This is a genomic window from Nocardioides sp. NPDC057577, assembly GCF_042801335.1.
Taxonomy (GTDB): Bacteria; Actinomycetota; Actinomycetes; order Propionibacteriales; family Nocardioidaceae; genus Nocardioides.
In genome coordinates, this window is record NZ_JBHVGB010000097.1 from 1 (window position 1) to 21,268 (window position 21,268).

Here is a 21,268-nt window from a genome sequence, read left to right on the forward strand (position 1 = left end):
CGCGGGGGCGCGTTTGTACCGGGTGCCCAACCACGCGCACTGAACAACCGCCCCGACTCGACGGAAAACCCGGCGCAAGCCAGGCCGCGAAGAAGAGGGCCGCACGGATGCCGTGCGGCCCTCTTGTCTACTTCCCGTCCTTCTCCAGCTGCTTGGGCAGATGCCCGACCGACTTCACGTAATAGTTGGCCGCGCGGCGCTGGGCGAACATCCGCGCGAGCGCGACGGTGGCGCCGGTCGCAGCCGACCAGAGCACAGCCTCCACGAGGCGTACGTCGGGGTCGGCGGGGTTGGCCGGTGGTTTGCGTCCGGTGGACGCCTTCCAGCCGGTGGAGAGGACCTTGTTGGTGACCTTGGCGGCCCCGATTCCGCTGACGAGGGCCATGATTGCCCAGACCTTGTCAGCCTTGTCGGCTTTGTCAGCCTTGGTGGACTTGGACATGTCTCGAGCCTAGGCCATGGCCGGCGGGTTGCCGCTCAGAGACTCGCTCGGAGGGCGTTGACCGTCTTCGCGAGCGCGACCGGGTGGCGGGTGAAGAGCAGCCAGTAGGGCGCCGGGTCGGCCGGGTCGTCGATGGTGACCCGCACCGCGCGCTTGAGGTAGGGACGAAGAAGCAGGTACGCCCTGGCGTCGGCGTCTCGCCCCGCCAGGTGATGTGCCTCGGTCTCGTCGAGAGCGACCGCCTCGCCGAGGAAGCGCGCCTCGATCCGGGCGGGCCCAGCGCGCAGGACGCCGTCGGCGATCGTGATCCTGGCGTTGCCGAAGACGATCATGGCGAGCGCGAACAGGCCGCCGATCGCCGCGGTGATGCCCCAGGCGAGCGCGGCCGGTACCCACAGGATGACCGCGATCCACAGGGTCGCCAGGAACATCACGCCCTGGACCCACCACCGCAGCGGCACGGTCAGTCGCTCGTCGTACGCCGGGGTGCTCACGGTTCGTGAGTTTTTCACGTCGGTCAAGCCAGTCACGAATCGGGTGAGCCGTCAAGCATCTAAGGTGCGGGTTGTGTCTGATCTCGAAGTTGCCCTGGTCCGTCTCGACGCCGAGCTGCCGCCACCTGCCTACGCCCACCCGGGCGATGCCGGAGCCGACCTGCGGACGACCGTGGATGTGACCCTGAAGCCGGGGGAGCGCGCCCTGGTGCCGACCGGCATCGCGATGGCGCTGCCGCAGGGGTACGTCGGCCTGGTGCACCCGCGCTCCGGCCTGGCCGCCAAGCATGGGCTGTCCATCGTCAACGCCCCCGGCACCGTCGACGCCGGCTATCGCGGCGAGGTGAAGGTGGCGCTGATCAACCTCGACCCTGTCGAGGCGATCGAGCTGCGCCGCGGTGACCGGGTCGCCCAGCTGGTGATCCAGCGTGTCGAGCAGGCTCGTTTCATCGAGGTCTCCGAGTTGCCCGACTCCGTTCGTGGAGACGGGGGATACGGTTCTACAGGGGGCTTCTCCAACCGCTGAGGGATCAGTGTTAGATAGGTCTCCTCAGAGAATCACCGCAACCTGAAAGCAGATGGTCGTGAAGTTCCGTCGCAAGTCCACGCCCTCCCACCGGGGAGAGCCATCTGCACCGGTCGAGGACGGGCCGATGGCCCCCGAGCGGCCGGTGCCGGCGGCGCCCGAGGTCGGGCCGTTCGACATCGACTCCGTCCCCGACGGGCTGATCACCGGTGACTGGGTCGACCTCGGTTCGATGATGCTCGCCCCTGCGCCGGGCAAGGAGCTGCGCCTGCAGGTGGATGAGAAGTCCGGGCAGATCGCGGCCGTGATGCTGACCGCCGAGGACGGCGCCATGGAGCTGCGCGCCTTCGCCGCGCCCCGCAACGGCGACCTGTGGACCGAGTCGCTGCCGATGCTGCGCGACGACGTCCAGCAGCGCGGTGGCGCGACCGCCGACCTGGCGGGCCCGTGGGGCACCGAGCTGATCACCCAGATGAAGGTCAAGCTGCCCGACGGCCAGCCGGCCGTCCAGCAGACTCGCATCATCGGCGTCAACGGCCCGCGCTGGATGCTGCGCGCCACCATGATGGGCCGCCCCGCGATGGAGCCGACCGCCGGCAAGGAGTGGGAGAAGCTCCTCGAGCGGGTCGTCGTGCGCCGCGGTGAGGGGGCCAAGCCCAAGGGCGAGGCGCTCGAGGTGAAGCTGCCGCCCAACGCGCGTCGCGTGGAGAAGTGAGCCAGTAGTGTCCAAGGGCCGGCTGCGCGCGAAGCTCAGTGAGTGGGCGAACACCGCCTCGATCGACGCGAGCGAGATCCGGGCGGCGCACGTCGCCAAGGATGTCGCCTCGATCGCCGACGCGCCCGACCGTGAGCCCGTGCGACTGCGGGGGACGTTGCGTACGATCACGCTGCGGCCCCGCGGCGGTGTCCCGGCGCTGGAGGCCGAGCTGTTCGACGGCTCCGGCACCCTGACGCTCATCTGGCTGGGACGTCGGCGCATCGCCGGGATCAGCCCGGGCCGATCCCTGCAGGTGCAGGGCCGTATCGGCCGCACCAATGGCCAACGCATCATGTTCAACCCACGCTACGAGCTGATACCGGACCCCAACGAGTGAGCCAACCACACGTGAGCCCCACCTCTGAGACCCCCGCCGACGACGGCCAGGGCGGCGAGCACGACCACAACCATCCGACGGTCGACACCGTCGAGGCGGTCGTACGTCGCCAGATGTCCGCCGGGCTGGGAGGCGTGCGCGGGATGCTCGAGGCCGGCGTCCCCGGCCTCGTCTTCACCATCGCCTGGCTGGTGTTCAAGGACCTCAAGGTCGCGCTGATCGCCTCGGCCGCGACCGCGGCGGTCTTTCTGCTGGTCCGGCTCGTGCAGCGCTCGAGCCTGCAGTACGTCGGCAACGCCATCTTCGGCATCCTCATTGGCTTCGCGGTGGTGCGGCTGGCCCAGTCCATGGGCGGCACGGCCGAGGAGCAGGCGCTGGCCTACTTCCTGCCCGGCATCCTGATCAGCCTCGCCTACACCGTCGTGGTCGGCGGTCTGTGCCTGATCGGCTGGCCGATCTTCGGCTTCTTCATCGGCGTCGCCAGCGGCGATCCGCTCGAGTGGCACCAGGACAAGCAGATCGTGAAGCTGTGCTCGCGGCTCACCTGGCTGTTCCTGGCTCCCGGGGCGATCGGCGCCGCCATCCAGGGCCCGATCTGGTTCCTTGCCTGGAGTGGTGCGATCGACCGCGACTGGGCGATCCTCGCTCTCGGCATCCTCCGCACCGGCCTCGGCTGGGTGCTGCGGATCGCCTGCTACGGCACCATGATCTGGCTCCTCGCCCGCAACCACACGCCGGTCCAGGGCCGCCCCCAGGACGCCTGAGCCGGATGGAGCTCCGGGTGGTGAGGCCGACGCGTGGAAGCGTGTGGCTCTCCCTGCTCGCCGCGCTCGAGATCATGACCGGTGCGGCCCTTGCCCACCTGGCCGCGGGCGGCACGCTGCCGAGCGCGGGCTGGCTCGCCGCCGCGGCCCTGGCCGTCTTCGGGACCGGTGTCGTGGTGCTGCAGCGCCGGGTCGGTCTGTTGGCCGGTGCCGTCCTGGCAGGCCTGTCCCAGTTGGGTCTCCACGAGGTGTTCGCGGCGTTCGCCGCGGCCCCCGGCACCGAGCACCACCACGCTGTCGGCAGTTCGCTCGGTTCCGCCGACGGCGCCGCGATGCTCCTGGCCCACGCCTGTGCCGCGGTGCTCTCGGTCGTCGTCTGGGTGCTGCACCGCAGAGCCCTCGCCGTGGCCGTACGCCGCCTCCCGATCCCACGGGTCGCGCCCGCCGGCCGCCTCCTCGCCGAGGTCCGGCAGTTCGTCCCTCGACCGGCCCTGTGGGCCCATGTCTCTCCGCGAAGGGGACCGCCGAGGCCGGCCGGCCTCTGACGTCCCACACGCAAGCACCACCGGGTGACCCCCGGTGGTAGTCGTGCGTACCCCGAGTTCGCGAGAAGAGAAGCATCGGATGACTGTTCCCACCCAACTCAATACCGAGACGGCCGAGACGGCCGAGACGCCGAGCGAGCCACAGGCCGACTACTGGGCCGACCATCAGGTCGGCTGGTGGCCGACGATCCGCCCGCTCGTGCTCCGGCTGCACTTCTACGCCGGGGTGCTCGTCGCCCCGTTCATCCTGGTCGCCTCGGTGACCGGGCTGCTCTACACGATCGCCCCGCAGGTCGAGCAGATCGCCTATCACGACCTGACGCATGTGACCCCGGCAGGCGGGACGGTCCCGCTCGCCGAGCAGGTCACCGCCGCCCGGTCGAGCCACCCCGGCGGCGAGATCCTCCGGGTCGACGTCTCGGAGGCCGCCGACCGCAGCACCCGGGTGGTCTTCACCGACGAGAGCGTCCCGGCCGACTACGCGATGTCGGTCTTCGTCAACCCCTACACCGCCGGCGTTGAGGGCCAGGTACGCAGCTACGGACAGTGGCTCGGCTTCCGGGCGTGGCTCGACGAGCTGCACCGCAACCTCCACCTGGGCGCCTTCGGCCGGCACTACAGCGAGCTGGCCGCCAGCTGGCTGTGGGTAGTCGCCCTGGGCGGCCTGATGCTGTGGTTCGGCCGGCGGCGCCGTGACCGGCGGCTCCGCCGGCTGGTCGTCCCCGACAGGGAGGCCACGGGACGTGCTCGGGTGATGTCCTGGCACGCCGTCATCGGCGTCTGGCTGCTGCTGGGCGTGCTGGCCCTGTCGGTCTCCGGGCTGACCTGGTCACGCTTCGCCGGTGCGAACATCGGCGAGGTGCGTACGGCACTGTCATGGACCGAGCCCACGCCGGCCACGTCGTTGCAGACCGACGCGGCGGCGACCGAGCACGCCCACCACGGCTCGTCGGGCGCTGCCGAGTCCGACGACCCGGATGCGGTCTTCTCCGAGGGCGCCGGCATCGACGGCGTACTCGACGCCGCGCGGGAGGCCGGCCTGGGTGACCCTCTCTACCTGGTGCCGCCGGCCGAGCCGGGCAGCGCTTGGACGGCCGCCGAGAACAAGCGCGACTGGCCGACCCGCTACGACGCGATCAGCGTCGACCCGAAGACCGGCGAGATGGTGGACCGGGTCGACTTCGCCGACTGGCCGCTGATGGCCAAGCTGACCGACTGGGTCATCGGCGCGCACATGGGCATCCTGTTCGGCGTCCTCAACCAGCTGGCACTGGCGGTGCTGGCGCTCGGGCTGATCCTCGCCACCGTGCTCGGCTACCGGATGTGGTGGCTGCGGCGGCCCCGAGGCGCTCGCGGCCCGAGGTTCGGGCGGCCCGCCCCGCGCGGCGCCTGGCGGCGTCTGTCCTGGCCGGCCCTGGTCGCCCTCGTCGCGACCACCGCGGTGGTCGGCTGGTTCGTCCCGATGCTGGGGGTGACCCTGGTCGGGTTCCTCGTGGTCGACGCCGCGATCGGCGTGGCGCGCAGCCGCAGTCGCGGCTGAGTCAGGAGGCGGCGCAGGCGGCGCAGAGGCCGAAGATCTCCACGGTGTGGTTGACGTCGGTGAAGCCGTTCTGCGCCGCCACCTTGTCGGCCCAGGTCTCCACGGCCGGGCCCTCGATCTCCACGGCCTTGCCGCAGCCGCGGCAGACCAGGTGGTGGTGATGGGTCGTGGAGGCGTCGCCGCACAGCCGGTAGGTGGACTCGCCGTCGGGCTTGTGGATCACGTCGGCGAGCCCGTCGTCGACGAAGATCTGCAGGTGGCGGTAGACCGTGGAGAGGCCGATCTTCTCGCCGTTGGCGCGCAGCGTGGCGTAGACGTCCTGGGCGCTGCGGAAGGTGTCCTCGGCTGCGAGAGCTTCCTTCACCGCGGCGCCCTGGTTGGTTGCGCGCCGCTTGACCTGCTGGGTTGCTGCCATGAGCCCCATGTTAGTCGGTATCGATATGGATCCCGTGCCCAGCAGGGCGGTCGGGGTCACGGCGTGAGGCACGTGTGTCATAATGGGAACGATTCCCAATAAGACGAAAGGCTGCCATGTCACGCACGTGTCAGGTCACCGGAGCCCGCCCCGGCTTCGGCAACAACCGCCCCTGGTCCAAGAAGGCGACCCGGCGACGCTGGGAGGTGAACCTGCAGAAGAAGACCTACTACGTCCCCAGCCTGGGCCGGAAGGTCACGCTGCGGCTCAGCACCAACGCGATCAAGCGGATCGAGGTACGCGGCATCGACGCCGTCGTCGCCGAGATGCTCGCCCGAGGGGAGAGGGTCTGATGGCCAAGAAGTCCAAGATCGCGGCCGAGGCCAAGCGCCGCGACATCGTGGAGCGGTACGCAGCACGCCGTGCCGAGATCAAGGAGCGCATCCGCACCTCCGAGCCGGGCTCGGCCGAGCAGGCCGAGGCGGTCCGTGCCCTGTCGCGCCTTCCGCGCGACTCCTCTCCCGTGCGGTTGCGGAACCGCGACCAGGTCGACGGCCGCCCGCGGGGCTATCTGCGCAAGGCGGGAGTGTCCCGGATCCGGTTCCGTGAGCTCGCGCACAAGGGGCATCTGCCGGGGATCACCAAGTCCAGCTGGTGAGTTCCTAACGAGAATCGTTCCGAGTCGGCGAGGCGTAACCCAGCCGTCGTCGGCCTGTGCTAAACACACGCTCCATGAGTACGAAGACCCCGGTGCGGGCGGCCGAGAAGCCTGGTTTCAGGCTGGGGCAGACAGAGGTAGTGGCGATCGTCCTGCTCGTCATCCTGCTCTCCCAGCGCTGGCTGCTGCCGCTCCTGGACCACGACCTGTTCAACACCTGGGGAACCATCTTCGTCGCCATCGTGGTGCAGTCGGCTCCGTTCCTGCTCGGTGGCGTGCTGCTCAGCGCGGTCATCTCGACTTTCCTCTCGGAGAAGGCGCTGAGCAAGATCGTGCCCAAGAGCCCTGCTCTCGGCGTCCCGGTCGCCGGCCTGGCCGGGATCGGGCTGCCGGGCTGCGAGTGCGCCGCGGTGCCGGTGACCAACTCACTGATCCGCCGCGGAGTGGCGCCCGCGGTCGCGCTGACGTTCCTGCTGGCCGCGCCCGCGGTCAACCCGGCGGTGCTCGTCTCGACGGCGGTCGCCTTCCCGGGGCAGCCGGTGATGGTGCTGGCGCGCTTCCTGGCGTCGCTGATCACGGCGGTGGCGGTCGGCTGGATCATGCTCGCCCGCGGCAAGCTGCTGCTCGAGCGGCTGGCCAACCTGGGCCGCGACGAGCACGCCCACGACAGGTCGTTCCTCGGCAACGTCAGCCACGACTTCCTGCACGCCTCCGGCTTCCTGGTGCTGGGCGCCATGCTGGCCGCGGCGGTCAACACCTTCGTACCCCGCTCGGTGGTCAACACCGTCGCGGGCCAGGCGGTGCTCGGGATCGCCACCCTGGCGCTGTTCGCGTTCATCGTGGCGCTCTGCTCGGAGTCCGACGCCTTCGTGGCCGCCTCGTTCACCGCCTTCTCCGACACCGCGAAGCTGGTCTTCCTCGTCGTCGGCCCGGCGATGGACATCAAGCTCGCCTCGATGGAGGCCGGCCAGTTCGGCACGGGCTTCGCACTTCGCTTCGTACCCTTGGTGATCATCACGGCGGTCGCCTCCGCCGTCGGCATCGGATGGTGGCTCCTGTGACGCGGACTACTCAGGCCCTGGTCCTCGGCTTCCTCGGCGCCGTCCTGCTGCGGCTCGCGCTCGGCGAGGGCTATCTGAGGTACGTCACCGGCTGGATGAAGTGGCCGCTGGTCGCCACCGGTGTGGTGCTGCTCGGGCTGACCCTGTGGATGCTGCTGCGTCCCGCCCCTGGCGAGCACGACGGCGACCACGACGACGCCCACGGCCACAAGGTCCCGGCGATGACCTGGCTCGCGATCGTGCCCGGCGTGATCGTGTTCGTCGCCAGCCCGCCCTCCCTGGGCGCCTACCTGGCCGAGCGGCGTGCCGACGACCCGGTCGCGGCGGCCCCTGATGCCGAGATCCTGCCGCTGCCCGCCTCCGACGGGCCGGTCGACGTCGAGGTCGCCGAGTTCATGTGGCGTGCCGGGGTCGAGGACGGCTCGACGATCAAGGACCGCGACGTACGCCTCACCGGCTTCGTCAGCACCGACGATGCCGGCAACTGGTACGTCACCCGCATCGCGATCGCCTGCTGCGCCGCCGACGCGAGCGCCTCGCGGGTGCGCGTGGAGGACTACGACGAAGCGCCTGAGCGCGACTCCTGGGTCGCGGTCACCGGGCGCTGGGTCGAGGGCACCGCCCCGGGCGGCAAGTCGGAGACGGCCATCGAGGCCGCCGCCGTCGAGCCGCGCGAGGCGCCGGCCAACACCTACCAGTGATGGGTGATCCGAGACGCTCGGGCAACCCCGCCCGGCGGGCGCAGGCGCAGCGCGAGCCGACCTGGCGCGACCGGCTCCCGCACCCGCCGCGCGCGCTGGTCGTCGGCGTGCTGATCGCGGTCGCGATCGGCGTCGTGGTGCTCACCCGCGACCTCGGCGGGTCCGATGCTCCAGCGGCCTCCGCCCCGTCCGGGCCGGCGTCCTCGGCCGCTCCGGTCGCCGCGGGACCGGTCGCGTCCCTGGAGGAGTTCTGCGGCGCCGCACAGACCATGGCGAACGCCCATGCCACCCAGATGGCGACCCCGAACGACGAGAACGAGACGGCGCTGGGCCTGGCCGCGACGGGCCTGCAGTCGATGGGCGTCCCGGAAGGTACGCCGGCGGCCGCCGTGGAGGGCGTGCGGATGATGATCGAGGACGCCCTGCGTACCGGCCGCGGTCAGGACCCGCTCGAGCGCAGCGACGCCCAGAACCTCGCCTACGAGCGTCTCGGTGAGTTCCTCACCGAGAGCTGCGGCGCGGCGTAGCTGTCACCTGACGGCGGTGGGCATTTCCCCGCCATGGTGGGGTTCTGTGGGGGTCGGGCTCGGGTAGGGGCGGCATCTCCCCGCCATGGTGGGGTTCTGCGGGGGCCTAGCCCGAGTTGGTGCGGCATTTTCCCGCCATGGTGGGGTTCTGCGGGGGCCCGAGCCCAAGTTGGTGCGGCACTGTCCCGCCATGGCGGGAAAATGCCCCGTCGATCGAGGGTCGAGTCAGCGCCGGCGGAGCAGAACCACCGAGTCCTCGAGCGTCGCCGGCTCGCCGGACGGGTCGGCCACGGCGCGGTCCCGGTGCTCGAGGACGACCGTCTCCCAGGCGTCCTCGGGCAGGTCGAGCGCCTCGAGCTCCTCCTTAGCGTCGAGGAAGCGGTGCTCGTGCGCGGAGGCGTCGGCCCACGACGGCGCGGCGGCGTGAGAGGTGAGGAGCAGGTGGCCGCCCACGTTCACGAGTCCGGCCGCCCGGCGCAGGATGTCGGTGCGGGGCAGGTCGACGGGGGAGTGGAAGAAGCTCGCGGTGACCAGGTCGTAACCCTCGCCGAGCGCGGACGGCGAGGAGAGGTCGGAGACGAGGAACCGAGCCTGCTCGTCGGTGAGTCCGGCCGCGCGCGCGGCCTCGCGTCCACGAGCGACGGCGTTCTCGGAGATGTCGATGCCGGTCGCCCGCCAGCCCTGCCGCGCCAGCCAGATGACGTCGGCACCCTCGCCGGAGCCCAGGTCGAGCGCCGTCCCGGGCTCGAGGCCGGCGGCGACGTCACCGAGCACCGTGTTGACCTTGCCGGACCAGATCCGGTCACTGCCGGCGTACTTCTCCTGCCAGAAGTCCACCGGGGCGGGCCCGGCGACGGCGCGGTCGAAGTCGTCGGTGACCAGGGTCATGTTCACGACGCTGCCGGCCATGGTGCCGGCGCTCATGCTGATCGGGACGTTGGCCATCGGGTTGGAGACGTTGCCGACCGCCCAGATCCGGTCGCTGCTCGTCTTGCCGGTCGCGTCGACGGCGAGGAAGCTCCCGACCGGTGTCTCGGCGCGATCGAGGCCGAGGTGGGTCAGGAAGCCGTCGTGCGGGCGGAGGGTGCCGGCGGTGAAGATGGCGCCGACCTCCGTGGTCAGCCCGTCCGCGGTGCGCACCGCGGTGACCTGGTCACCGTCACCGAGAACCTCGGTGACAGGCGAGGTCACGAGGGTGATCCCGCGCGACAGCAGCCGCTGCTCGTCGGCCTCCTCCAGCGGACCGAGCCCCGCGGTGAAGACGACGACGTCGTCGCTCCACTGCCGGATCAGCTGCGCCTGGTGCATCCCGAGCGGTGAGGTGGTCAGCACGCCGATCCGCCGCTCGCGCACCTCCCAGCCGTGGCAGTAGGGGCAGTGCAGGACGGTGGCGCCCCAGCGCTCGGCCAGACCCGGGATGTCGGGAAGCTCGTCGGTGACCCCGGTCGCGACGATCGCGGCGCGGGCGGTGAGCCGCTCGCCGTCTTCGAGGAGGACGCTCACGCCGCGCTCGTCATCATGCTCGTTCTCGTCGAGACGGGCGACGCGGCTGGGCCGGATCTCCACGTCGTACGCAGCCAGCTCCTCGCGTCCCTTGGACAACAGCTCTGCGGGGTCGACGCCCTCGTGGCCGAGGACACCGTGCATGTGCGCCGCGAAGCGGTTGCGGGGAAGGCCGGAGTCGACCACGAGGGTCCGGCGGCGGGAGCGGCCGAGCATGAGGGCCGCGGAGAGGCCGGCGGCGCCACCGCCGATGACGATCACGTCGAAGTGTTCTGTGTGTGCGTTCATGTCATCCAGTTCAGTGGCACAATGAAAGAACGGCAAGGGTTCTTGCTGAAATGGCAAATGGGAGATGGAGCACATGATCGACGAGCTCAAGCAGGTCGGACCCCGGATCCGGGCGATCCGGCACAGCAAGGGCTGGACCCTGGATCAGCTGGCCGCGATGGCCGAGATGTCGCCGAGCACCCTGTCCCGGCTCGAGTCAGGCAAGCGGCAGGCGAGCCTGGAGTTGCTCATCCCGCTGACCCGACACCTCGGCGTGGGGCTCGACAGCCTGGTCACACCCTCGGTCCCGGATCCGCGGGTGCGCCGGCCGGTGATCCACAAGGACGGCATGGTGATCGCGCCGCTGACCCCGGAGGGCTCGCCGGTCAGCACCTTCAAGATCACCTACGAGCCGGTGACCGAGGTGCCGGAGCCGCGGGTCCACGACGGCTACGAGTGGCTCTACGTCATCTCCGGCAAGCTGCGGCTGCTGCTGGGCGACCGCGATCTGGTGCTGACCCGCGGCGAGGCGGCCGAGTTCGACACCCGGGTGCCCCACGCCATCTTCGCGACCGGGTCGCGCCCGGCGCAGGTGCTGAGCATCTTCAACAGCGACGGCGTACGCATGCACACCCATACCGCCGAGGAGTGATGTTGGCCTCGATGTGGGCACAGGGGACTCGTTGTGAGTAAGATGAGAACCGTTATCATTAACAACAACGGGAGGTCCCCATGAAGCAAGGCATCCACCCTGCCTCCGGGCCGGTCGTCTTCCGCGACCGCTCGGCGGACAAGCTCTTCCTGATGCGGTCGACGCTCGTCGAGCGTCTCGCCGACGACCACGAGCGGATCACCTGGGAGAACGGCGAGACCTACCCGGTCGTCGACGTCGACGTCTCCAGCGCCAGCCACCCGTTCTGGACGGGACGCGGCCGGGTAGTCGACACAGAGGGACGAGTCGAGCGGTTCAAGCGCCGCTACGGGCGCGGCTGATGAGCGCGCCTCGTCCGCGGTCGCCCCGCAACCTCTCGCGCCCCCAGACGCCGGTGATCCTGGTGAGCGGGGTCGAGGAGGGCGCGATGCTCTCTGCGACCATCTCGCTCCATCTCGGTCTTCCGGACGCGGTCATGGTGCGTCACGTCATCGACCCCGGGCGCCAGCTCCTCACCCGCGTCGTCAGTGACCTCACCGGCGTGATCGAGCACGAGGAGATCAACCTCGCCCACGCCTGCGTGGCCTGCGCGATCCGTGAGGACATCGTGCCGACGCTCGAACGCCTTGCGGCTCGAGGTCGCTGGGGGAGCATCGTGGCCTGCCTGCCGGTCGCCGCGGAGGCGGTCCAGGTCTGCCGGGTGCTCGCCTGGGCGCCGCGGATGGCCCCGCACATCGGCATCTCCGCCGTCGTCGCGGCGCTCGAGGGTACGACGGTCGCCGAGGACCTGCTCGGTCCCGACCTCCTCGACGAGCGCGGGCTGGCGACCTCCGAGGACGACCGTCGTGGCGTCGCCGAGGTCGGCAGCGCGATCGTCGAGTACGCCGACGTCGTCTGCATCACCGAGACTCCCGAGCCCGAGGAGCGGTCGCTGGTGGCGACCCTGGCCAGGCCCGGTACGCCGGTGGTGACCGACCCCTCGCTCCTCGATGCCGTCGGTCTGGTCGCCGGCGTGCACCGCCACCACGCGGTGGAGGCCTGGGTCGCGGAGGTGCGCCGCAACGCGCTGCCGCCGCTGCCCGAGGGCGGTGCCTGGCGGCTCGACCTGTGCTCGGAGCGCCCGATCCACCCGGTCCGGTTCCAGGAGGAGCTGGAGCTCCTCGGCGGCGGCCCGCGCCGCTCGCGCGGCTGCTTCTGGGTGCCGACCCGCCCCGACGACATCTGCGTCTGGGACGGCGCCGGCGGCCAGGCGAGCGTCGGCTCGACCCAGAAGTGGGGTCGCACCGAGCGGCTCACCCGGATCGTCGTGATCGGCATCGACGACGAGGCCGCGGAGATCCCGCGTGCCTTCGAGCGCGCCCTGCTCACCGACCAGGAGATCGCCCGGCGCGGCCAGATCTGGGAGGAGTCCTGGGACGGGCTCGAGGACTGGCTGGGCCCCATCGGCCGGGCCGCCTGATCTCGACCCGCATCAACCCACGAGAAGGAGGCCGCCATGGCCGTACCCAAGCGCAAGATGTCGCGCAGCAACACCCGCCACCGCCGCTCGAGCTGGAAAGCGACCCCGGTCGCGCTCGTGCCGGTGACGGTCGACGGACAGACCTACGACGTGCCCCGTCGCCTGGTCCGTGCGGTCCAGCGTGGCTACGTCGACCCTGCCACGATCCGCTGAGAGGAACGCTTCCCATGCCGAAACGACCACCGTCTCCCGTCCGCAAGCGGCGCAAGCCGTTGCTGGCCCCGGACGTGACCTACGTCGACTACAAGGACGTGCAGCTGCTGCGTACGTTCATCTCCGACCGCGGCAAGATCCGCTCCCGCCGCGTCACCGGAATCACCCCGCAGCAGCAGCGATCCGTCACCAAGGCGATCAAGAACGCCCGCGAGGTCGCGCTGCTGCCCTACACGAGCACGAAGGGATAGGCCCCATGAAGGTCGTCAACTCCATCCGGTCGCTGAAGAACCAGCCCGGCTCCCAGGTCGTACGCCGCCGCGGCCGGGTCTACGTGATCAACAAGCTGAACCCGCGCCTCAAGGCTCGCCAGGGCTGACCCCGACTCGGCGTGGATTGCCGGGGCAGCTGCGCCGGGTCGGGGAAATAGACGAAGGGCCGGATCGAGGATCGATCCGGCCCTTCGTGGTGTCCAGGGACTCAGCCCTTGGCGACCCGCTCCTTGAATGCGGAGCCGGCCTTGAACGCCGGGCCCTTCGAGGCCGGGATCTTGATCTCTGCGCCGGTCTGCGGGTTACGGCCGGTGCGAGCCGAGCGCTCGCGCGACTCGAACGTACCGAAGCCGGGCAGCGTGACCTTGTCGCCGTCAGCGACGGCTGCGCTGATCGCCTCGATGGCGGCACCCAGGGCGGCGGAGGCCTGCGTCTGGGTGATCTCGGCCTGCTTGGCGATTTCGCTCACCAGGTCGGTGCGGTTCATGCGATCTCCTTTAATCGTTGATCCGAGCCGCAAAGGTTGACGAGATGCGGCTCGTCGCCAGCGTAGGCCAGACCTGGAGATCTTCAACGTTCACGCGCCGCGTGTCCCGCGTGGTTACGGGCTCTGCGGGCCTTCTTGGTGCCCTCGGAGGCCTCTCGCGAGGTGATGTCGACGACACGATCCATGGCGGCGAGGGTCTGGTGGCGATGGGAGACCACCAGCATCGTGGCCGGGACGGTGCCGAGCAGGTCGGTGACCAACCGGGCGGAGGCTTCGTCGAGGTCTGCCGTCGGCTCGTCCAGGATCAGGATCCGTGGACGGTGCAGGACGGCGCGCGCCAGCCGGAGCCGCGCCCGCTGGCCGCCGCTGAGGCGGAGGCCGCCCTCGCCGATGTGGCTCCCCGGCGTGACCGTGCCCGCGAGCCCGAGGCGGGCGAGCAGGTCCTCGATCTCGGCGTCAGTCGTCGACGGAGCGGCGACGGCGTCCCGCACGGTGCCGGTGAAGAGCGCGCCGTCCTGCTCGACGGTGGCCAGTGCGGCTCGCAGCTCGTTGTCGTCGACGGCCGAGATCGCCACCTCGCTCGTGGTCGAGTCCGTCAGGGCGACGCTGCCGCTGTCCGGGTCCCAGAGCTGGCTTGCGAGCGCCACCACGGTGGACTTGCCGGCTCCGGACGCTCCGCGGAGGCCGACGTGCTCCCCGGGAGCAATCCTCAGGTCGAACCCGTCGAGCACCCGGCGGTCGTCGTACCCGAAGCCCACCTCGCTCATCATGAGGCCGAGCGGTCCCTCGGGCAGAGCGGCCGGCGGGGTGTCGCGGGTGAGCGCGGCCGGGCGGGCGAGCTCCTCGCCGACCCGGGTGGCGGCAGCACGCAGGGCGGGCAGCCGGGCGCAGGTGGCGGCGGCGTCGGCGACCGGTGAGACCGTCGCCAGCGCGAGGACGATCAGGGCGGCGACGTGCTCGGCGGCGACGCCACGGCCGATGACGCCGACCAGCACGCCCACGCCGACGAGCGTCACAGCGGCCTCCCGGGCACCGGCGAGGACGCGATGGGTGGTCTCGAGCCTGCCCGCCGCCCGGGCGGCCGCGGCGCCGGTCTCCCTGATCTGACGGCGCACCGGTCCGTGGATGCCGTAGCCCAGGACCTCGCGCAGGCCGCCGAGCACGTCGACGGCACGGTCGGAGAGGGCGCCGGTCGCCTCGACCATCTCGCCTCCGAGCGCCTCCAGGCGGTGCCGACCGAGCGGAACGGTCGAGAGCACGAGCGTGAGCCCGGTGAGGGTGACGAGCGCGAGCCGCGGCTCCACGACGGCGAGGAGGATCAGGCCGAGGAGCGCGTTGACCGCCGCAGCCACGAGCTGGGCCACGGTGTGGGCGTAGAAGAACTCCAGACGCTCGGTGTCGCTCATCGCGGTCGACGCGGCCCGGCCGACGTTCTCGCGACGCTTGGTCGGCAGCGCGACCGCATAGCGGTCGAAGAGCGCCATCCGCAGCCGGGCGAGCACCCGGAACGCGAGCGCGTGGGAGGCGTCCATCTCGCCCCAGGTCAACGCTGCCCGGAGCGCCACGAGCCCGGCCAGTAGTGCCCAGAACCAGTCCGAGGGCGCGCTGTGGTGTACGACGGCGTGGCCGACGGCGGCGGCGAGCAGCACCGAGATCGCCCCCAGGCACACCTGGCTGACGATCACGAGCACGATGGTGGCGGCGATGGCGCGGCGCTCGCCGCCGAGATGGCCGAGCAGACTGGTGAAGGGCCGCACGGAGGTGGTCATGGCGGTCATACCTGGCTCCTGTCGAGCAGCGGGGTGAGCCGCCCGTCGGCGAGCTCGAGCACGCGCTCGACCCCGTCGAGAGACTCCTCACGGTGGGCGACCACGACCACGATGCGGTCGGTCGAGAGCCGTGCGAGCGTGGCGGTGACGGTGCGTGCCGAGGCCGGGTCGAGGGCGCTGGTCGGCTCGTCGGCGAGCAGGACCGGTCGGTCAGAGAGGACGGCTCGGGCCAGCGCGATCCGCTGGCGCTGACCGCCGGACAGGTTCGCTCCGGCGCTGGCGACGGGGGTGTCGAGCCCGGCGGGGAGGCGTCGTACCTCCTCCTCGATGCCGGCCGCGGCGCACGCCTGCCACAGGTCCGGATCGCTCGCGTCGGGGCGGGAGACGCGGAGGTTCTCGCGGACGGTTCCCTCGAAGAGCACCGGCCGCTGCGAGACCACCGCGACGTCGGACGTCCGCACCGGCCGGTCGTCGAGGAGGACACGGCCGCCGGCGGGGGAGAGGTAGGTGAGGACGAGGTCGAGGAGGGTGGTCTTCCCGGCGCCGCTCGGGCCGACGACGGCGGTGACCGAGCCGGGCTCGAAGGCGGCGCTGACGCCGTCGAGGATGGCCGGCCCGTCGGGGTAGGCGAACGAGACGTCGTCGAGGACGAGCGCGGCTCCTGGCGATGGCTGCCGGGCGTCCTCCGCCGGGCCGCTCGTCGCCGTGCCGTGGCCCCGGCCGACGCCGAGTCTTTGCAGCGCGGGGACGGCGGAGGTGCCGAGGTAGCCCGCATGCCAGGCGCCGGCGAGGTCCCGGATGGGCCGGAAGACCTCGCTGACGAGCATGAGTGCCAGGTAGAGCTCGGCCGGCGGTACCCCGCTCCCGTTCACGCTGGCCACGACGGCGAGACCGGCGGCGGCGACGGTGCCACCCTGGACGGCGAGGTCGATGAGCGCGGTGTCGAGCAGCGACGTACGCATCACCCGCACCGTCGCGCGGTGCAGGTCCTCGCTTCGCTGTGCCATCCGGGCACGGGTCGTCCCGACCTGGCCGAGCAGGCGCAGCGTCGACATCCCACGGAGGGCCTCGAGCAGGTCGGAGCCCAGGCCCTCGTAGGTGTCCCAGTGGTCGTCCGAGCGCCGGCGCATGAGCCGCTTCCACAACAACGGAGCCAGCAGCGCGGCGGCGGCAGCCAGCCCGGCAGCGAGACCGGTGATCGGGTGGACGAGGACCAGCAGGACGGTCACGAGCGGGATCAGCACGAGGGCCTGGGCCAACGCGGGCAGGTAGCGGGTGACGTACGCGTCGACCCCGTCGACCCCGTCGACGAGCGCCGTGCGGAGACCGCCGTCGCGCCGGCCGGGGTCGTGCAGGGCCTCCGGCACCAGGACGCCGCGCAGCGCCTCGTCGCGCACCCCGAGGCGTACGTCCTCGCCCAGTCGTGCCGCGGCGCGCGCCTGCACCCACGACAGGAGCCAGCGTGCGGCGACGATCCCCGCGATCCACAGCGCCGCCGCCACCGCGCGGTCCTCGTCGCCGTCGACCACCGCGAACAGTCCCTGCGCCAGGGCATAGGCCTGCGGGAGGTAGGTGGCGGTCACCAGGACTTGCAGCCCGACGGTTGTCGCGGCGGGTCCGGGATGTCGCAGCGCGGTGCGCAGCAGCAGCGTGTCGACCATCATCCGTCGGCTCCGTTCTCGAGGATGGCGAGGGCATGGACCAGCGGCGGTGAGCCGGCCGGGGGCGTGCAGAACCCGGAGACGCCGCGGACTCCGTGGCCTCGGGCGTTCAGGGAGTAGGTGTGCCGGGCGGCCTCGCGGTGGAGCTGCCACAGCCGGGCGTAGCCGCCCGCATCCAGACCTGCGGGGCGTGCCCAGCCGAGGACCCGGTCGGCCCCGAGCACCCAGGACTGGCCGCTCTGCCGGGCCACCTCGGCGACGTCCGGGGAGGCGGCCGCGCCTTGGGAGCGACCGCGCTGTTGGAAGCGTCCCGGCGCCGGGCTGCGCCGTGAGGAGATTGCGGCAGAGGCGACCTCGTCGAGGTACGGCGCGAAGGGCAGCCGGATGCGGGCCAGGGCGATCTCGGGCACCAGGCCGCGCTCGAGCCACCACGTGGTCTGGGCGGCGCGAGGCAGATCGAGGGCGCGCCGGGCGGCGGCGAGATCGGACCAGTCCGCGGGCAGGTGGGCGTCGGGGATCAGCAGCAGCAGCGCCTCGAGCGCGTACGCCGCGTCGGCGACCCACAACGGCCAGGCCCGGTGACGGTAACGGCCGAAGGTGCGTCCGGGCTGGACCGTGAGAACGACCTCGACGGGACCGGGACGGGCAGGGCCTCGTGGCTCGAGCCGGCGGACGAACTGCTCGGACGCCGGCAGATAGACGTAGCGTCCGGGTCCGAGGTGGCCGCCGTGGCCAGGAGGCACCACCAGATGCCACTGCACCGGATAGGCAGCGCCTGCCGAGGGGACGGCGCGGCGCGGGACCGACGTCAGCGTCCCGTCAGGGCGCGGATGGTGGCCGCGCGCCCGCCACAGCCGGTGGACGGCCGTCGCCGGGGCGCCTCCGATCTCGACGGGATCGACGGGCTCGCCGGGCCAGAGGTTCGCGCGCGGCCCGGGAGGCAGCGGTGCGCCCGGAGGGTCCGGGGAGAAGGCGCTCTCGAGGATCGCCCGGCTCGAGGTCATGGTCGGCTCCTGGTCACATGTGGGGCGGAGGGCACATCGTCAGCGGCTCGCCGGGGTCGGCCGGGGTCCACCCCCGTCGCCGCGCGGCCCCGCCGAAGCGCGGCATCCCGAGGTAGCGGAACGCGGCGGGGGCGTTCGGCACCAGGCCGGTGACGAAGGTGCGTACGACCCGCAGCGGCGTCTGTGCCACGTCGCGCGTGGTGAGGTCGCGGGTGATGACCCGGTGACCGCCCTCGTGCAGCCGGCGGCGCACCTCGGGGATGTCGGTGGCCGGCACCTCGGAGACGGGCACGGTGCCGAGGGACGGTGCGGTGAACCGCTCGGCGAGCCGGTGCACCCGGGGATCGAGCCATACCTGGACATGGGCGCCGAGGTCGCGGACGTTCGCGAAGTCCGGCCCGGCGGCGTCGAGGTAGCGGCGGTCCTCGCGGTGGTCGAGGTAGAGGCCGGGAGCCATCAGTCCGGCGCGTACGGCCTGGAAGACCCAGCCGTCGGCGTCGCGGCAGCCGAGGGTGTAGATCCAGGTGTGGACCGCCTCGAGAACGGCCTTGCGCACGGCCCGCAACGGGTCGGTGGATGCCGAGAATCCCGCCGCGTAGACCCCCGTCTCCCGGTCGCGCACGAGCGCGGCCATGGCCGGGGCCAGGTCGGTGGGCATCTGGACGACGTGGACGTCCAGGGGCGCTCCGTCCAGGTCCGCGCTCAGGCCCGGGACGGACGCGGTGTCGATGCCGCGAGCCGGTCCGCCGTGGTGCCACCACACCTCGAGGGCGTCGCGCTCGACGACCTCGAGAAGCCCGCGGTCGTGGGCATCGGCTGCGCCCTGCCCGGTGGCGATGCCTGCGTAGTTGAGGTGGAAGACGCGGTCCAGGTGGGCGAACCGGCGCTGGCGCCAGTTGAGGCCGACCAGGGCGTGCGGCATCCACACGTCGGCCGCATCCTCGGTGTAGCCGGAGACCGGCTGCTCGCGGCAGCGGCTCCACAGCGTCGGCACCTGGACGTCGAGCGCGCGATAGGGGAAGTCCGGGCGGGCGAGCTGTTCTGCGCTCCAACACGGAAGATCATCGAGGTCGATGACGGGTTGGCCCTGGCCCCGCAGCTCGGCCGCGGTTCCGAGGCGGAACTCGGCCGGGTCGAGCCCGTCCGGGATGAAGTTTCCGCAGTAGCGCTCGACCCCCTCCGCGATCGCTGCGATCCGGGCCCCGGCGACGTCGCCGAAAGTGGTGCCGAGCGAGACCCGGTCGGCCGGCCAGTCGCCGAGCCAGCGTGCGTCGGAGACCTCGGCGGTCAGCGAGGTGTAGCGCCATGGCGCCCGCTCGGGACGCAGCACCTCGCGCACCCGCCGGATCAGCCCGGTCTCCTCGTCCACCAGCCGCTCGATGTCCAGCGGCGGCATCGCTGTGGGTGACTCGGTCATGCGTGTCCTCTCTCGGTTGCCGGCGCTGTCGTGGTGACCAGTGGCCGCTCGGACCAGGCCCGGGAGGCGGCATCGAGCCGAAGCTCCTGGCCGGGTGCGGGCTCGTCCTCGGTGAGCCAGCGCAGGATGGTGCGGCCGGGGGAGCCGGCAGCGTCGTACGCCGCCCGGAGCGCGGGGTCCGTGGTGCCGAGGTCGTGGCCCCAGGGGCCGCTGACCAGGGCGCTCTCCGTCCCGCTGCGGGCGCCCCACCCGACGGCCAGCCGGCGGGCGTACGCGTCGAACGGGTCGGCGTCGCCGGTGACCACCAGGAGCGGCGCGGTGGCATCGCCGAAGTGATCGGCCAGGTCGAGTGCCGGGGTGGTCCAGAGCTCGCCGAAGGCGTCCAGGCGCGTCGATTCCCAGCCGAGACCGGCCGCGGCAGCCATCGGGCCCTCGCGATCCGCGACGGCGGTCGCGGCCCGGAGGACCTCGGGTGCCAGCGCCGGCTCGGCTCGGCGGCCGAAGCCGTGGATCGTCCACCAGCCGAGCCGGTCCAGGTGCTGTGGGGTCCCATCGACGGCGTAGGCGGTCTCGTGGGCGCCGAGGGCCGGCACCAGGGCGATCACCCGGCTCACCCTGCGGTCGGCACGCGCGGTCTCGAGTGCGGTGTGGGCGGCGTAGGAGGCGCCGTAGGCCACCACGGGGGTTCGCGGGCAGCGCTGATGCAGGGCGTCGACGGTGTCGAGGCCGTCGAGGGCCTCGGCGGCGTAGGGCCGCCAGGTGCCGCCTGAGGTGTAGCGGCCGCGTACGTCCTGGACCAGGCAGTCGAAGCCGCGACGGGCCAGCGACCGGGCCAGCGGCAGGTGGGCGTTGGCGTCGTACGGCGTGCGTACGAGCACCACGGCCCGGGCGGCGCCGACCGCGCGGGCCAGCCAGCCGCCGAGGACCACGCCGTCGCGGGTGCTGACCGGGAAGGGAACGACCTCGGGGTCGGTCACCGGGCGGGTTCCTGCGGGCGCGGCGCCGGTTCGTCGAACCCGAGGACCGTGTGGGTACGTTCGCGCAGACCGTCCCCGATGACGCGCAGCAGGCGCCGGTGCTCGGCGACGGCGGGATCCTCGGCCGCCCAGTCCTCCAGGATCGACAGGCAGCGCGCGACCGTGAGCGTCAGGGTCGCCCGGGCCAGCGGCCGTGGATCGCGGCGGCTGCTCGAGAGCCAGGAGGAGAGCTCGGGGGCGGCGGCGGAGGCTGCCAGCCGACGGCGGCTGACCTGGTCGGGGGTGGCCTCGCTGCCGTCGACGGCGAGCGGGAAGATCAGCATCCGGCTGCCCTCGCGCCGGCCGCGCAGCAGCACCGTTCCGCCGCCGATGAGCTGCTCCGGGCGTTCGCCGGGCTCGGAGCGCTGCGGAGCCTCGCGTACGTCCACGACGGCATCGGCACGCGGAGACTGCCCGCTCCCGGCGTCGCGACTGACGTCGGCACCCGAGCGCGCCAGCTCGGCGGCCAGTGCGCGGCTGAGCCGGTCGCGGCCGAGGACGAGCACGCTGCGCCGACCCTCTGGCCACCGTGAGGCGCGGACCCGCTCCTCGCGTTCGAGCGCGGCGCGGCGTACGCGCAGGAGGTAGCGGTAGGTCGGGATCCGGCCGGGGCCGGGCAGGTCGTGCAGCCGGAGGAAGCCGCCCGAGCCGGTACGCAGCGCCGGCATCTCGGGGGAGAGGCGGACCTCGCCGCGGGCGGCGGGGAGTGGACGCCAGTCGTGCCTGGGGTACATCGGGTCTCCTGACTGCTCGGTGGTCGATGGTGGGACAGGGCCGGGGG

28 protein-coding genes are annotated in these 21,268 nt (G+C 72.0%); 17 read left to right on the plus strand and 11 right to left on the minus strand.

Translation table 11 applies throughout. The annotated features are described in order from the left end of the window. Positions 1 to 127 precede the first annotated feature (127 nt). Entirely contained in the window at positions 128 to 442 is a 315-nt protein-coding gene (locus ACFU7D_RS18355; RefSeq protein ID WP_378869672.1) for a DUF4235 domain-containing protein, read from the minus strand. Between the two features lie 35 nt (positions 443 to 477). Next, positions 478 to 936 carry a DUF3093 domain-containing protein gene (locus ACFU7D_RS18360; RefSeq protein WP_091041378.1) on the minus strand — a complete coding sequence of 153 codons (459 nt, stop codon included), beginning with the start codon at positions 934 to 936 and terminating at the stop codon, positions 478 to 480. 73 nt (positions 937 to 1,009) lie between these two features. On the opposite strand from ACFU7D_RS18360, the gene dut reads away from it, so the two are divergent. The 6 genes from dut to ACFU7D_RS18390 all read left to right on the plus strand — a co-directional run bounded on the left by dut (position 1,010) and on the right by ACFU7D_RS18390 (position 5,405). Further along, positions 1,010 to 1,462, plus strand: coding sequence for a dUTP diphosphatase (gene dut, locus ACFU7D_RS18365; RefSeq protein ID WP_378725904.1), 453 nt, complete (start codon positions 1,010 to 1,012; stop codon positions 1,460 to 1,462). Between the two features lie 52 nt (positions 1,463 to 1,514). Then, positions 1,515 to 2,177, plus strand: coding sequence for a DUF3710 domain-containing protein (locus ACFU7D_RS18370; protein ID WP_378725902.1), 663 nt, complete (start codon positions 1,515 to 1,517; stop codon positions 2,175 to 2,177). Between the two features lie 7 nt (positions 2,178 to 2,184). Continuing rightward, positions 2,185 to 2,556 (plus strand): OB-fold nucleic acid binding domain-containing protein, encoded by a 372-nt coding sequence (locus ACFU7D_RS18375; RefSeq protein WP_091041383.1) that lies wholly within the window; start codon positions 2,185 to 2,187, stop codon positions 2,554 to 2,556. Positions 2,557 to 2,567: 11 nt separating this feature from the next. Next, positions 2,568 to 3,320: a DUF3159 domain-containing protein gene (locus ACFU7D_RS18380; RefSeq protein WP_378725899.1), complete on the plus strand. Its 753-nt coding sequence runs from the start codon at positions 2,568 to 2,570 to the stop codon at positions 3,318 to 3,320. Positions 3,321 to 3,340: 20 nt separating this feature from the next. After that, the gene (locus ACFU7D_RS18385) at positions 3,341 to 3,865 is read left to right on the plus strand and encodes a cell division protein FtsQ (protein WP_378869676.1); all 525 of its coding nucleotides are present in this window, start codon (positions 3,341 to 3,343) and stop codon (positions 3,863 to 3,865) included. A gap of 79 nt (positions 3,866 to 3,944) precedes the next feature. Beyond that, entirely contained in the window at positions 3,945 to 5,405 is a 1,461-nt protein-coding gene (locus tag ACFU7D_RS18390) for a PepSY-associated TM helix domain-containing protein (protein ID WP_378869679.1), read from the plus strand. A 1-nt stretch (position 5,406) separates the two neighbouring features. Here the strand turns inward: ACFU7D_RS18390 and ACFU7D_RS18395 are convergent, their stop codons facing one another. Beyond that, positions 5,407 to 5,820, minus strand: a complete 414-nt coding sequence (locus ACFU7D_RS18395) for a Fur family transcriptional regulator (RefSeq protein ID WP_378869682.1) — start codon at positions 5,818 to 5,820, stop codon at positions 5,407 to 5,409. A gap of 116 nt (positions 5,821 to 5,936) precedes the next feature. On the opposite strand from ACFU7D_RS18395, the gene rpmB reads away from it, so the two are divergent. From rpmB to ACFU7D_RS18420, 5 genes are all read left to right on the plus strand, one after another. Then, a complete protein-coding gene (rpmB, locus tag ACFU7D_RS18400; protein WP_378869685.1) occupies positions 5,937 to 6,173 on the plus strand; it encodes a 50S ribosomal protein L28 in 237 nt (78 codons plus the stop codon). Continuing rightward, a complete protein-coding gene (gene rpsN / locus ACFU7D_RS18405) occupies positions 6,173 to 6,478 on the plus strand; it encodes a 30S ribosomal protein S14 (RefSeq protein WP_378725890.1) in 306 nt (101 codons plus the stop codon). Before rpmB ends, rpsN begins: the two co-directional genes overlap by 1 nt. 74 nt (positions 6,479 to 6,552) lie before the next feature. Continuing rightward, positions 6,553 to 7,539 carry a permease gene (locus ACFU7D_RS18410; protein ID WP_378725888.1) on the plus strand — a complete coding sequence of 329 codons (987 nt, stop codon included), beginning with the start codon at positions 6,553 to 6,555 and terminating at the stop codon, positions 7,537 to 7,539. Further along, a complete protein-coding gene (locus tag ACFU7D_RS18415) occupies positions 7,536 to 8,240 on the plus strand; it encodes a TIGR03943 family putative permease subunit (RefSeq protein WP_378725886.1) in 705 nt (234 codons plus the stop codon). Before ACFU7D_RS18410 ends, ACFU7D_RS18415 begins: the two co-directional genes overlap by 4 nt. Beyond that, positions 8,240 to 8,767 (plus strand): hypothetical protein, encoded by a 528-nt coding sequence (locus ACFU7D_RS18420; protein WP_378869688.1) that lies wholly within the window; start codon positions 8,240 to 8,242, stop codon positions 8,765 to 8,767. Before ACFU7D_RS18415 ends, ACFU7D_RS18420 begins: the two co-directional genes overlap by 1 nt. A 225-nt stretch (positions 8,768 to 8,992) precedes the next feature. Here the strand turns inward: ACFU7D_RS18420 and ACFU7D_RS18425 are convergent, their stop codons facing one another. Beyond that, positions 8,993 to 10,558, minus strand: coding sequence for an FAD-dependent oxidoreductase (locus tag ACFU7D_RS18425; RefSeq protein ID WP_378869691.1), 1,566 nt, complete (start codon positions 10,556 to 10,558; stop codon positions 8,993 to 8,995). Positions 10,559 to 10,631: 73 nt separating this feature from the next. Between ACFU7D_RS18425 and ACFU7D_RS18430 the strand changes: the two genes are divergently transcribed. From ACFU7D_RS18430 to ykgO, 6 genes are all read left to right on the plus strand, one after another. After that, positions 10,632 to 11,189, plus strand: coding sequence for a helix-turn-helix domain-containing protein (locus ACFU7D_RS18430; protein ID WP_378725872.1), 558 nt, complete (start codon positions 10,632 to 10,634; stop codon positions 11,187 to 11,189). Between the two features lie 80 nt (positions 11,190 to 11,269). Next, positions 11,270 to 11,530, plus strand: a complete 261-nt coding sequence (locus tag ACFU7D_RS18435) for a type B 50S ribosomal protein L31 (protein WP_378869696.1) — start codon at positions 11,270 to 11,272, stop codon at positions 11,528 to 11,530. Beyond that, positions 11,530 to 12,648 carry a GTP-binding protein gene (locus ACFU7D_RS18440; RefSeq protein WP_378869699.1) on the plus strand — a complete coding sequence of 373 codons (1,119 nt, stop codon included), beginning with the start codon at positions 11,530 to 11,532 and terminating at the stop codon, positions 12,646 to 12,648. Before ACFU7D_RS18435 ends, ACFU7D_RS18440 begins: the two co-directional genes overlap by 1 nt. Positions 12,649 to 12,684: 36 nt before the next feature. Beyond that, positions 12,685 to 12,861: a 50S ribosomal protein L32 gene (gene rpmF, locus ACFU7D_RS18445; RefSeq protein ID WP_378725866.1), complete on the plus strand. Its 177-nt coding sequence runs from the start codon at positions 12,685 to 12,687 to the stop codon at positions 12,859 to 12,861. 14 nt (positions 12,862 to 12,875) lie between these two features. Further along, positions 12,876 to 13,112, plus strand: coding sequence for a 30S ribosomal protein S18 (gene rpsR, locus ACFU7D_RS18450; RefSeq protein ID WP_378869702.1), 237 nt, complete (start codon positions 12,876 to 12,878; stop codon positions 13,110 to 13,112). 5 nt (positions 13,113 to 13,117) lie between these two features. After that, positions 13,118 to 13,240, plus strand: coding sequence for a type B 50S ribosomal protein L36 (gene ykgO, locus ACFU7D_RS18455; RefSeq protein ID WP_045547214.1), 123 nt, complete (start codon positions 13,118 to 13,120; stop codon positions 13,238 to 13,240). Positions 13,241 to 13,341: 101 nt separating this feature from the next. Here the strand turns inward: ykgO and ACFU7D_RS18460 are convergent, their stop codons facing one another. From ACFU7D_RS18460 to ACFU7D_RS18490, 7 genes are all read right to left on the minus strand, one after another. Beyond that, the gene (locus ACFU7D_RS18460) at positions 13,342 to 13,707 is read right to left on the minus strand and encodes an HU family DNA-binding protein (protein ID WP_378869705.1); all 366 of its coding nucleotides are present in this window, start codon (positions 13,705 to 13,707) and stop codon (positions 13,342 to 13,344) included. Then, positions 13,704 to 15,398: an ATP-binding cassette domain-containing protein gene (locus tag ACFU7D_RS18465; RefSeq protein ID WP_378869707.1), complete on the minus strand. Its 1,695-nt coding sequence runs from the start codon at positions 15,396 to 15,398 to the stop codon at positions 13,704 to 13,706. Before ACFU7D_RS18465 ends, ACFU7D_RS18460 begins: the two co-directional genes overlap by 4 nt. Then, positions 15,395 to 17,053 carry an ABC transporter ATP-binding protein/permease gene (locus tag ACFU7D_RS18470; protein WP_378869710.1) on the minus strand — a complete coding sequence of 553 codons (1,659 nt, stop codon included), beginning with the start codon at positions 17,051 to 17,053 and terminating at the stop codon, positions 15,395 to 15,397. Before ACFU7D_RS18470 ends, ACFU7D_RS18465 begins: the two co-directional genes overlap by 4 nt. Further along, positions 17,050 to 18,054 (minus strand): hypothetical protein, encoded by a 1,005-nt coding sequence (locus tag ACFU7D_RS18475; RefSeq protein ID WP_378869712.1) that lies wholly within the window; start codon positions 18,052 to 18,054, stop codon positions 17,050 to 17,052. The genes ACFU7D_RS18470 and ACFU7D_RS18475 overlap by 4 nt, the downstream gene beginning before the upstream one ends. A 13-nt stretch (positions 18,055 to 18,067) precedes the next feature. Then, positions 18,068 to 19,471: a YcaO-like family protein gene (locus ACFU7D_RS18480; RefSeq protein ID WP_378869714.1), complete on the minus strand. Its 1,404-nt coding sequence runs from the start codon at positions 19,469 to 19,471 to the stop codon at positions 18,068 to 18,070. Beyond that, positions 19,468 to 20,448: a CocE/NonD family hydrolase gene (locus ACFU7D_RS18485; protein ID WP_378869716.1), complete on the minus strand. Its 981-nt coding sequence runs from the start codon at positions 20,446 to 20,448 to the stop codon at positions 19,468 to 19,470. The genes ACFU7D_RS18480 and ACFU7D_RS18485 overlap by 4 nt, the downstream gene beginning before the upstream one ends. Next, positions 20,445 to 21,268 (minus strand): hypothetical protein (locus tag ACFU7D_RS18490; protein ID WP_378869718.1); only part of this gene is annotated, 824 nt, incomplete at its 5' end. The genes ACFU7D_RS18490 and ACFU7D_RS18485, both read right to left, overlap by 4 nt.

Excerpts from the sequence above, each read along its gene's own strand:
- ACFU7D_RS18470 (WP_378869710.1), bottom strand. The coding sequence starts at position 17,053 with ATGATGGTCGACACGCTGCTGCTGCGCACCGCGCTGCGACATCCCGGA.
- ACFU7D_RS18440 (WP_378869699.1), top strand. The coding sequence starts at position 11,530 with ATGAGCGCGCCTCGTCCGCGGTCGCCCCGCAACCTCTCGCGCCCCCAG.
- ACFU7D_RS18425 (WP_378869691.1), bottom strand. The coding sequence starts at position 10,558 with ATGAACGCACACACAGAACACTTCGACGTGATCGTCATCGGCGGTGGC.
- ACFU7D_RS18420 (WP_378869688.1), top strand. The coding sequence starts at position 8,240 with ATGGGTGATCCGAGACGCTCGGGCAACCCCGCCCGGCGGGCGCAGGCG.
- ACFU7D_RS18475 (WP_378869712.1), bottom strand. The coding sequence starts at position 18,054 with ATGACCTCGAGCCGGGCGATCCTCGAGAGCGCCTTCTCCCCGGACCCT.
- ACFU7D_RS18370 (WP_378725902.1), top strand. The coding sequence starts at position 1,515 with ATGGTCGTGAAGTTCCGTCGCAAGTCCACGCCCTCCCACCGGGGAGAG.
- rpsN (WP_378725890.1), top strand. The coding sequence starts at position 6,173 with ATGGCCAAGAAGTCCAAGATCGCGGCCGAGGCCAAGCGCCGCGACATC.
- ACFU7D_RS18390 (WP_378869679.1), top strand. The coding sequence starts at position 3,945 with ATGACTGTTCCCACCCAACTCAATACCGAGACGGCCGAGACGGCCGAG.
- ACFU7D_RS18465 (WP_378869707.1), bottom strand. The coding sequence starts at position 15,398 with ATGACCGCCATGACCACCTCCGTGCGGCCCTTCACCAGTCTGCTCGGC.
- rpmB (WP_378869685.1), top strand. The coding sequence starts at position 5,937 with ATGTCACGCACGTGTCAGGTCACCGGAGCCCGCCCCGGCTTCGGCAAC.
- ACFU7D_RS18430 (WP_378725872.1), top strand. The coding sequence starts at position 10,632 with ATGATCGACGAGCTCAAGCAGGTCGGACCCCGGATCCGGGCGATCCGG.
- rpmF (WP_378725866.1), top strand. The coding sequence starts at position 12,685 with ATGGCCGTACCCAAGCGCAAGATGTCGCGCAGCAACACCCGCCACCGC.
- ACFU7D_RS18480 (WP_378869714.1), bottom strand. The coding sequence starts at position 19,471 with ATGACCGAGTCACCCACAGCGATGCCGCCGCTGGACATCGAGCGGCTG.
- rpsR (WP_378869702.1), top strand. The coding sequence starts at position 12,876 with ATGCCGAAACGACCACCGTCTCCCGTCCGCAAGCGGCGCAAGCCGTTG.
- ACFU7D_RS18395 (WP_378869682.1), bottom strand. The coding sequence starts at position 5,820 with ATGGCAGCAACCCAGCAGGTCAAGCGGCGCGCAACCAACCAGGGCGCC.
- ACFU7D_RS18435 (WP_378869696.1), top strand. The coding sequence starts at position 11,270 with ATGAAGCAAGGCATCCACCCTGCCTCCGGGCCGGTCGTCTTCCGCGAC.
- ACFU7D_RS18355 (WP_378869672.1), bottom strand. The coding sequence starts at position 442 with ATGTCCAAGTCCACCAAGGCTGACAAAGCCGACAAGGCTGACAAGGTC.
- ACFU7D_RS18410 (WP_378725888.1), top strand. The coding sequence starts at position 6,553 with ATGAGTACGAAGACCCCGGTGCGGGCGGCCGAGAAGCCTGGTTTCAGG.
- ykgO (WP_045547214.1), top strand. The coding sequence starts at position 13,118 with ATGAAGGTCGTCAACTCCATCCGGTCGCTGAAGAACCAGCCCGGCTCC.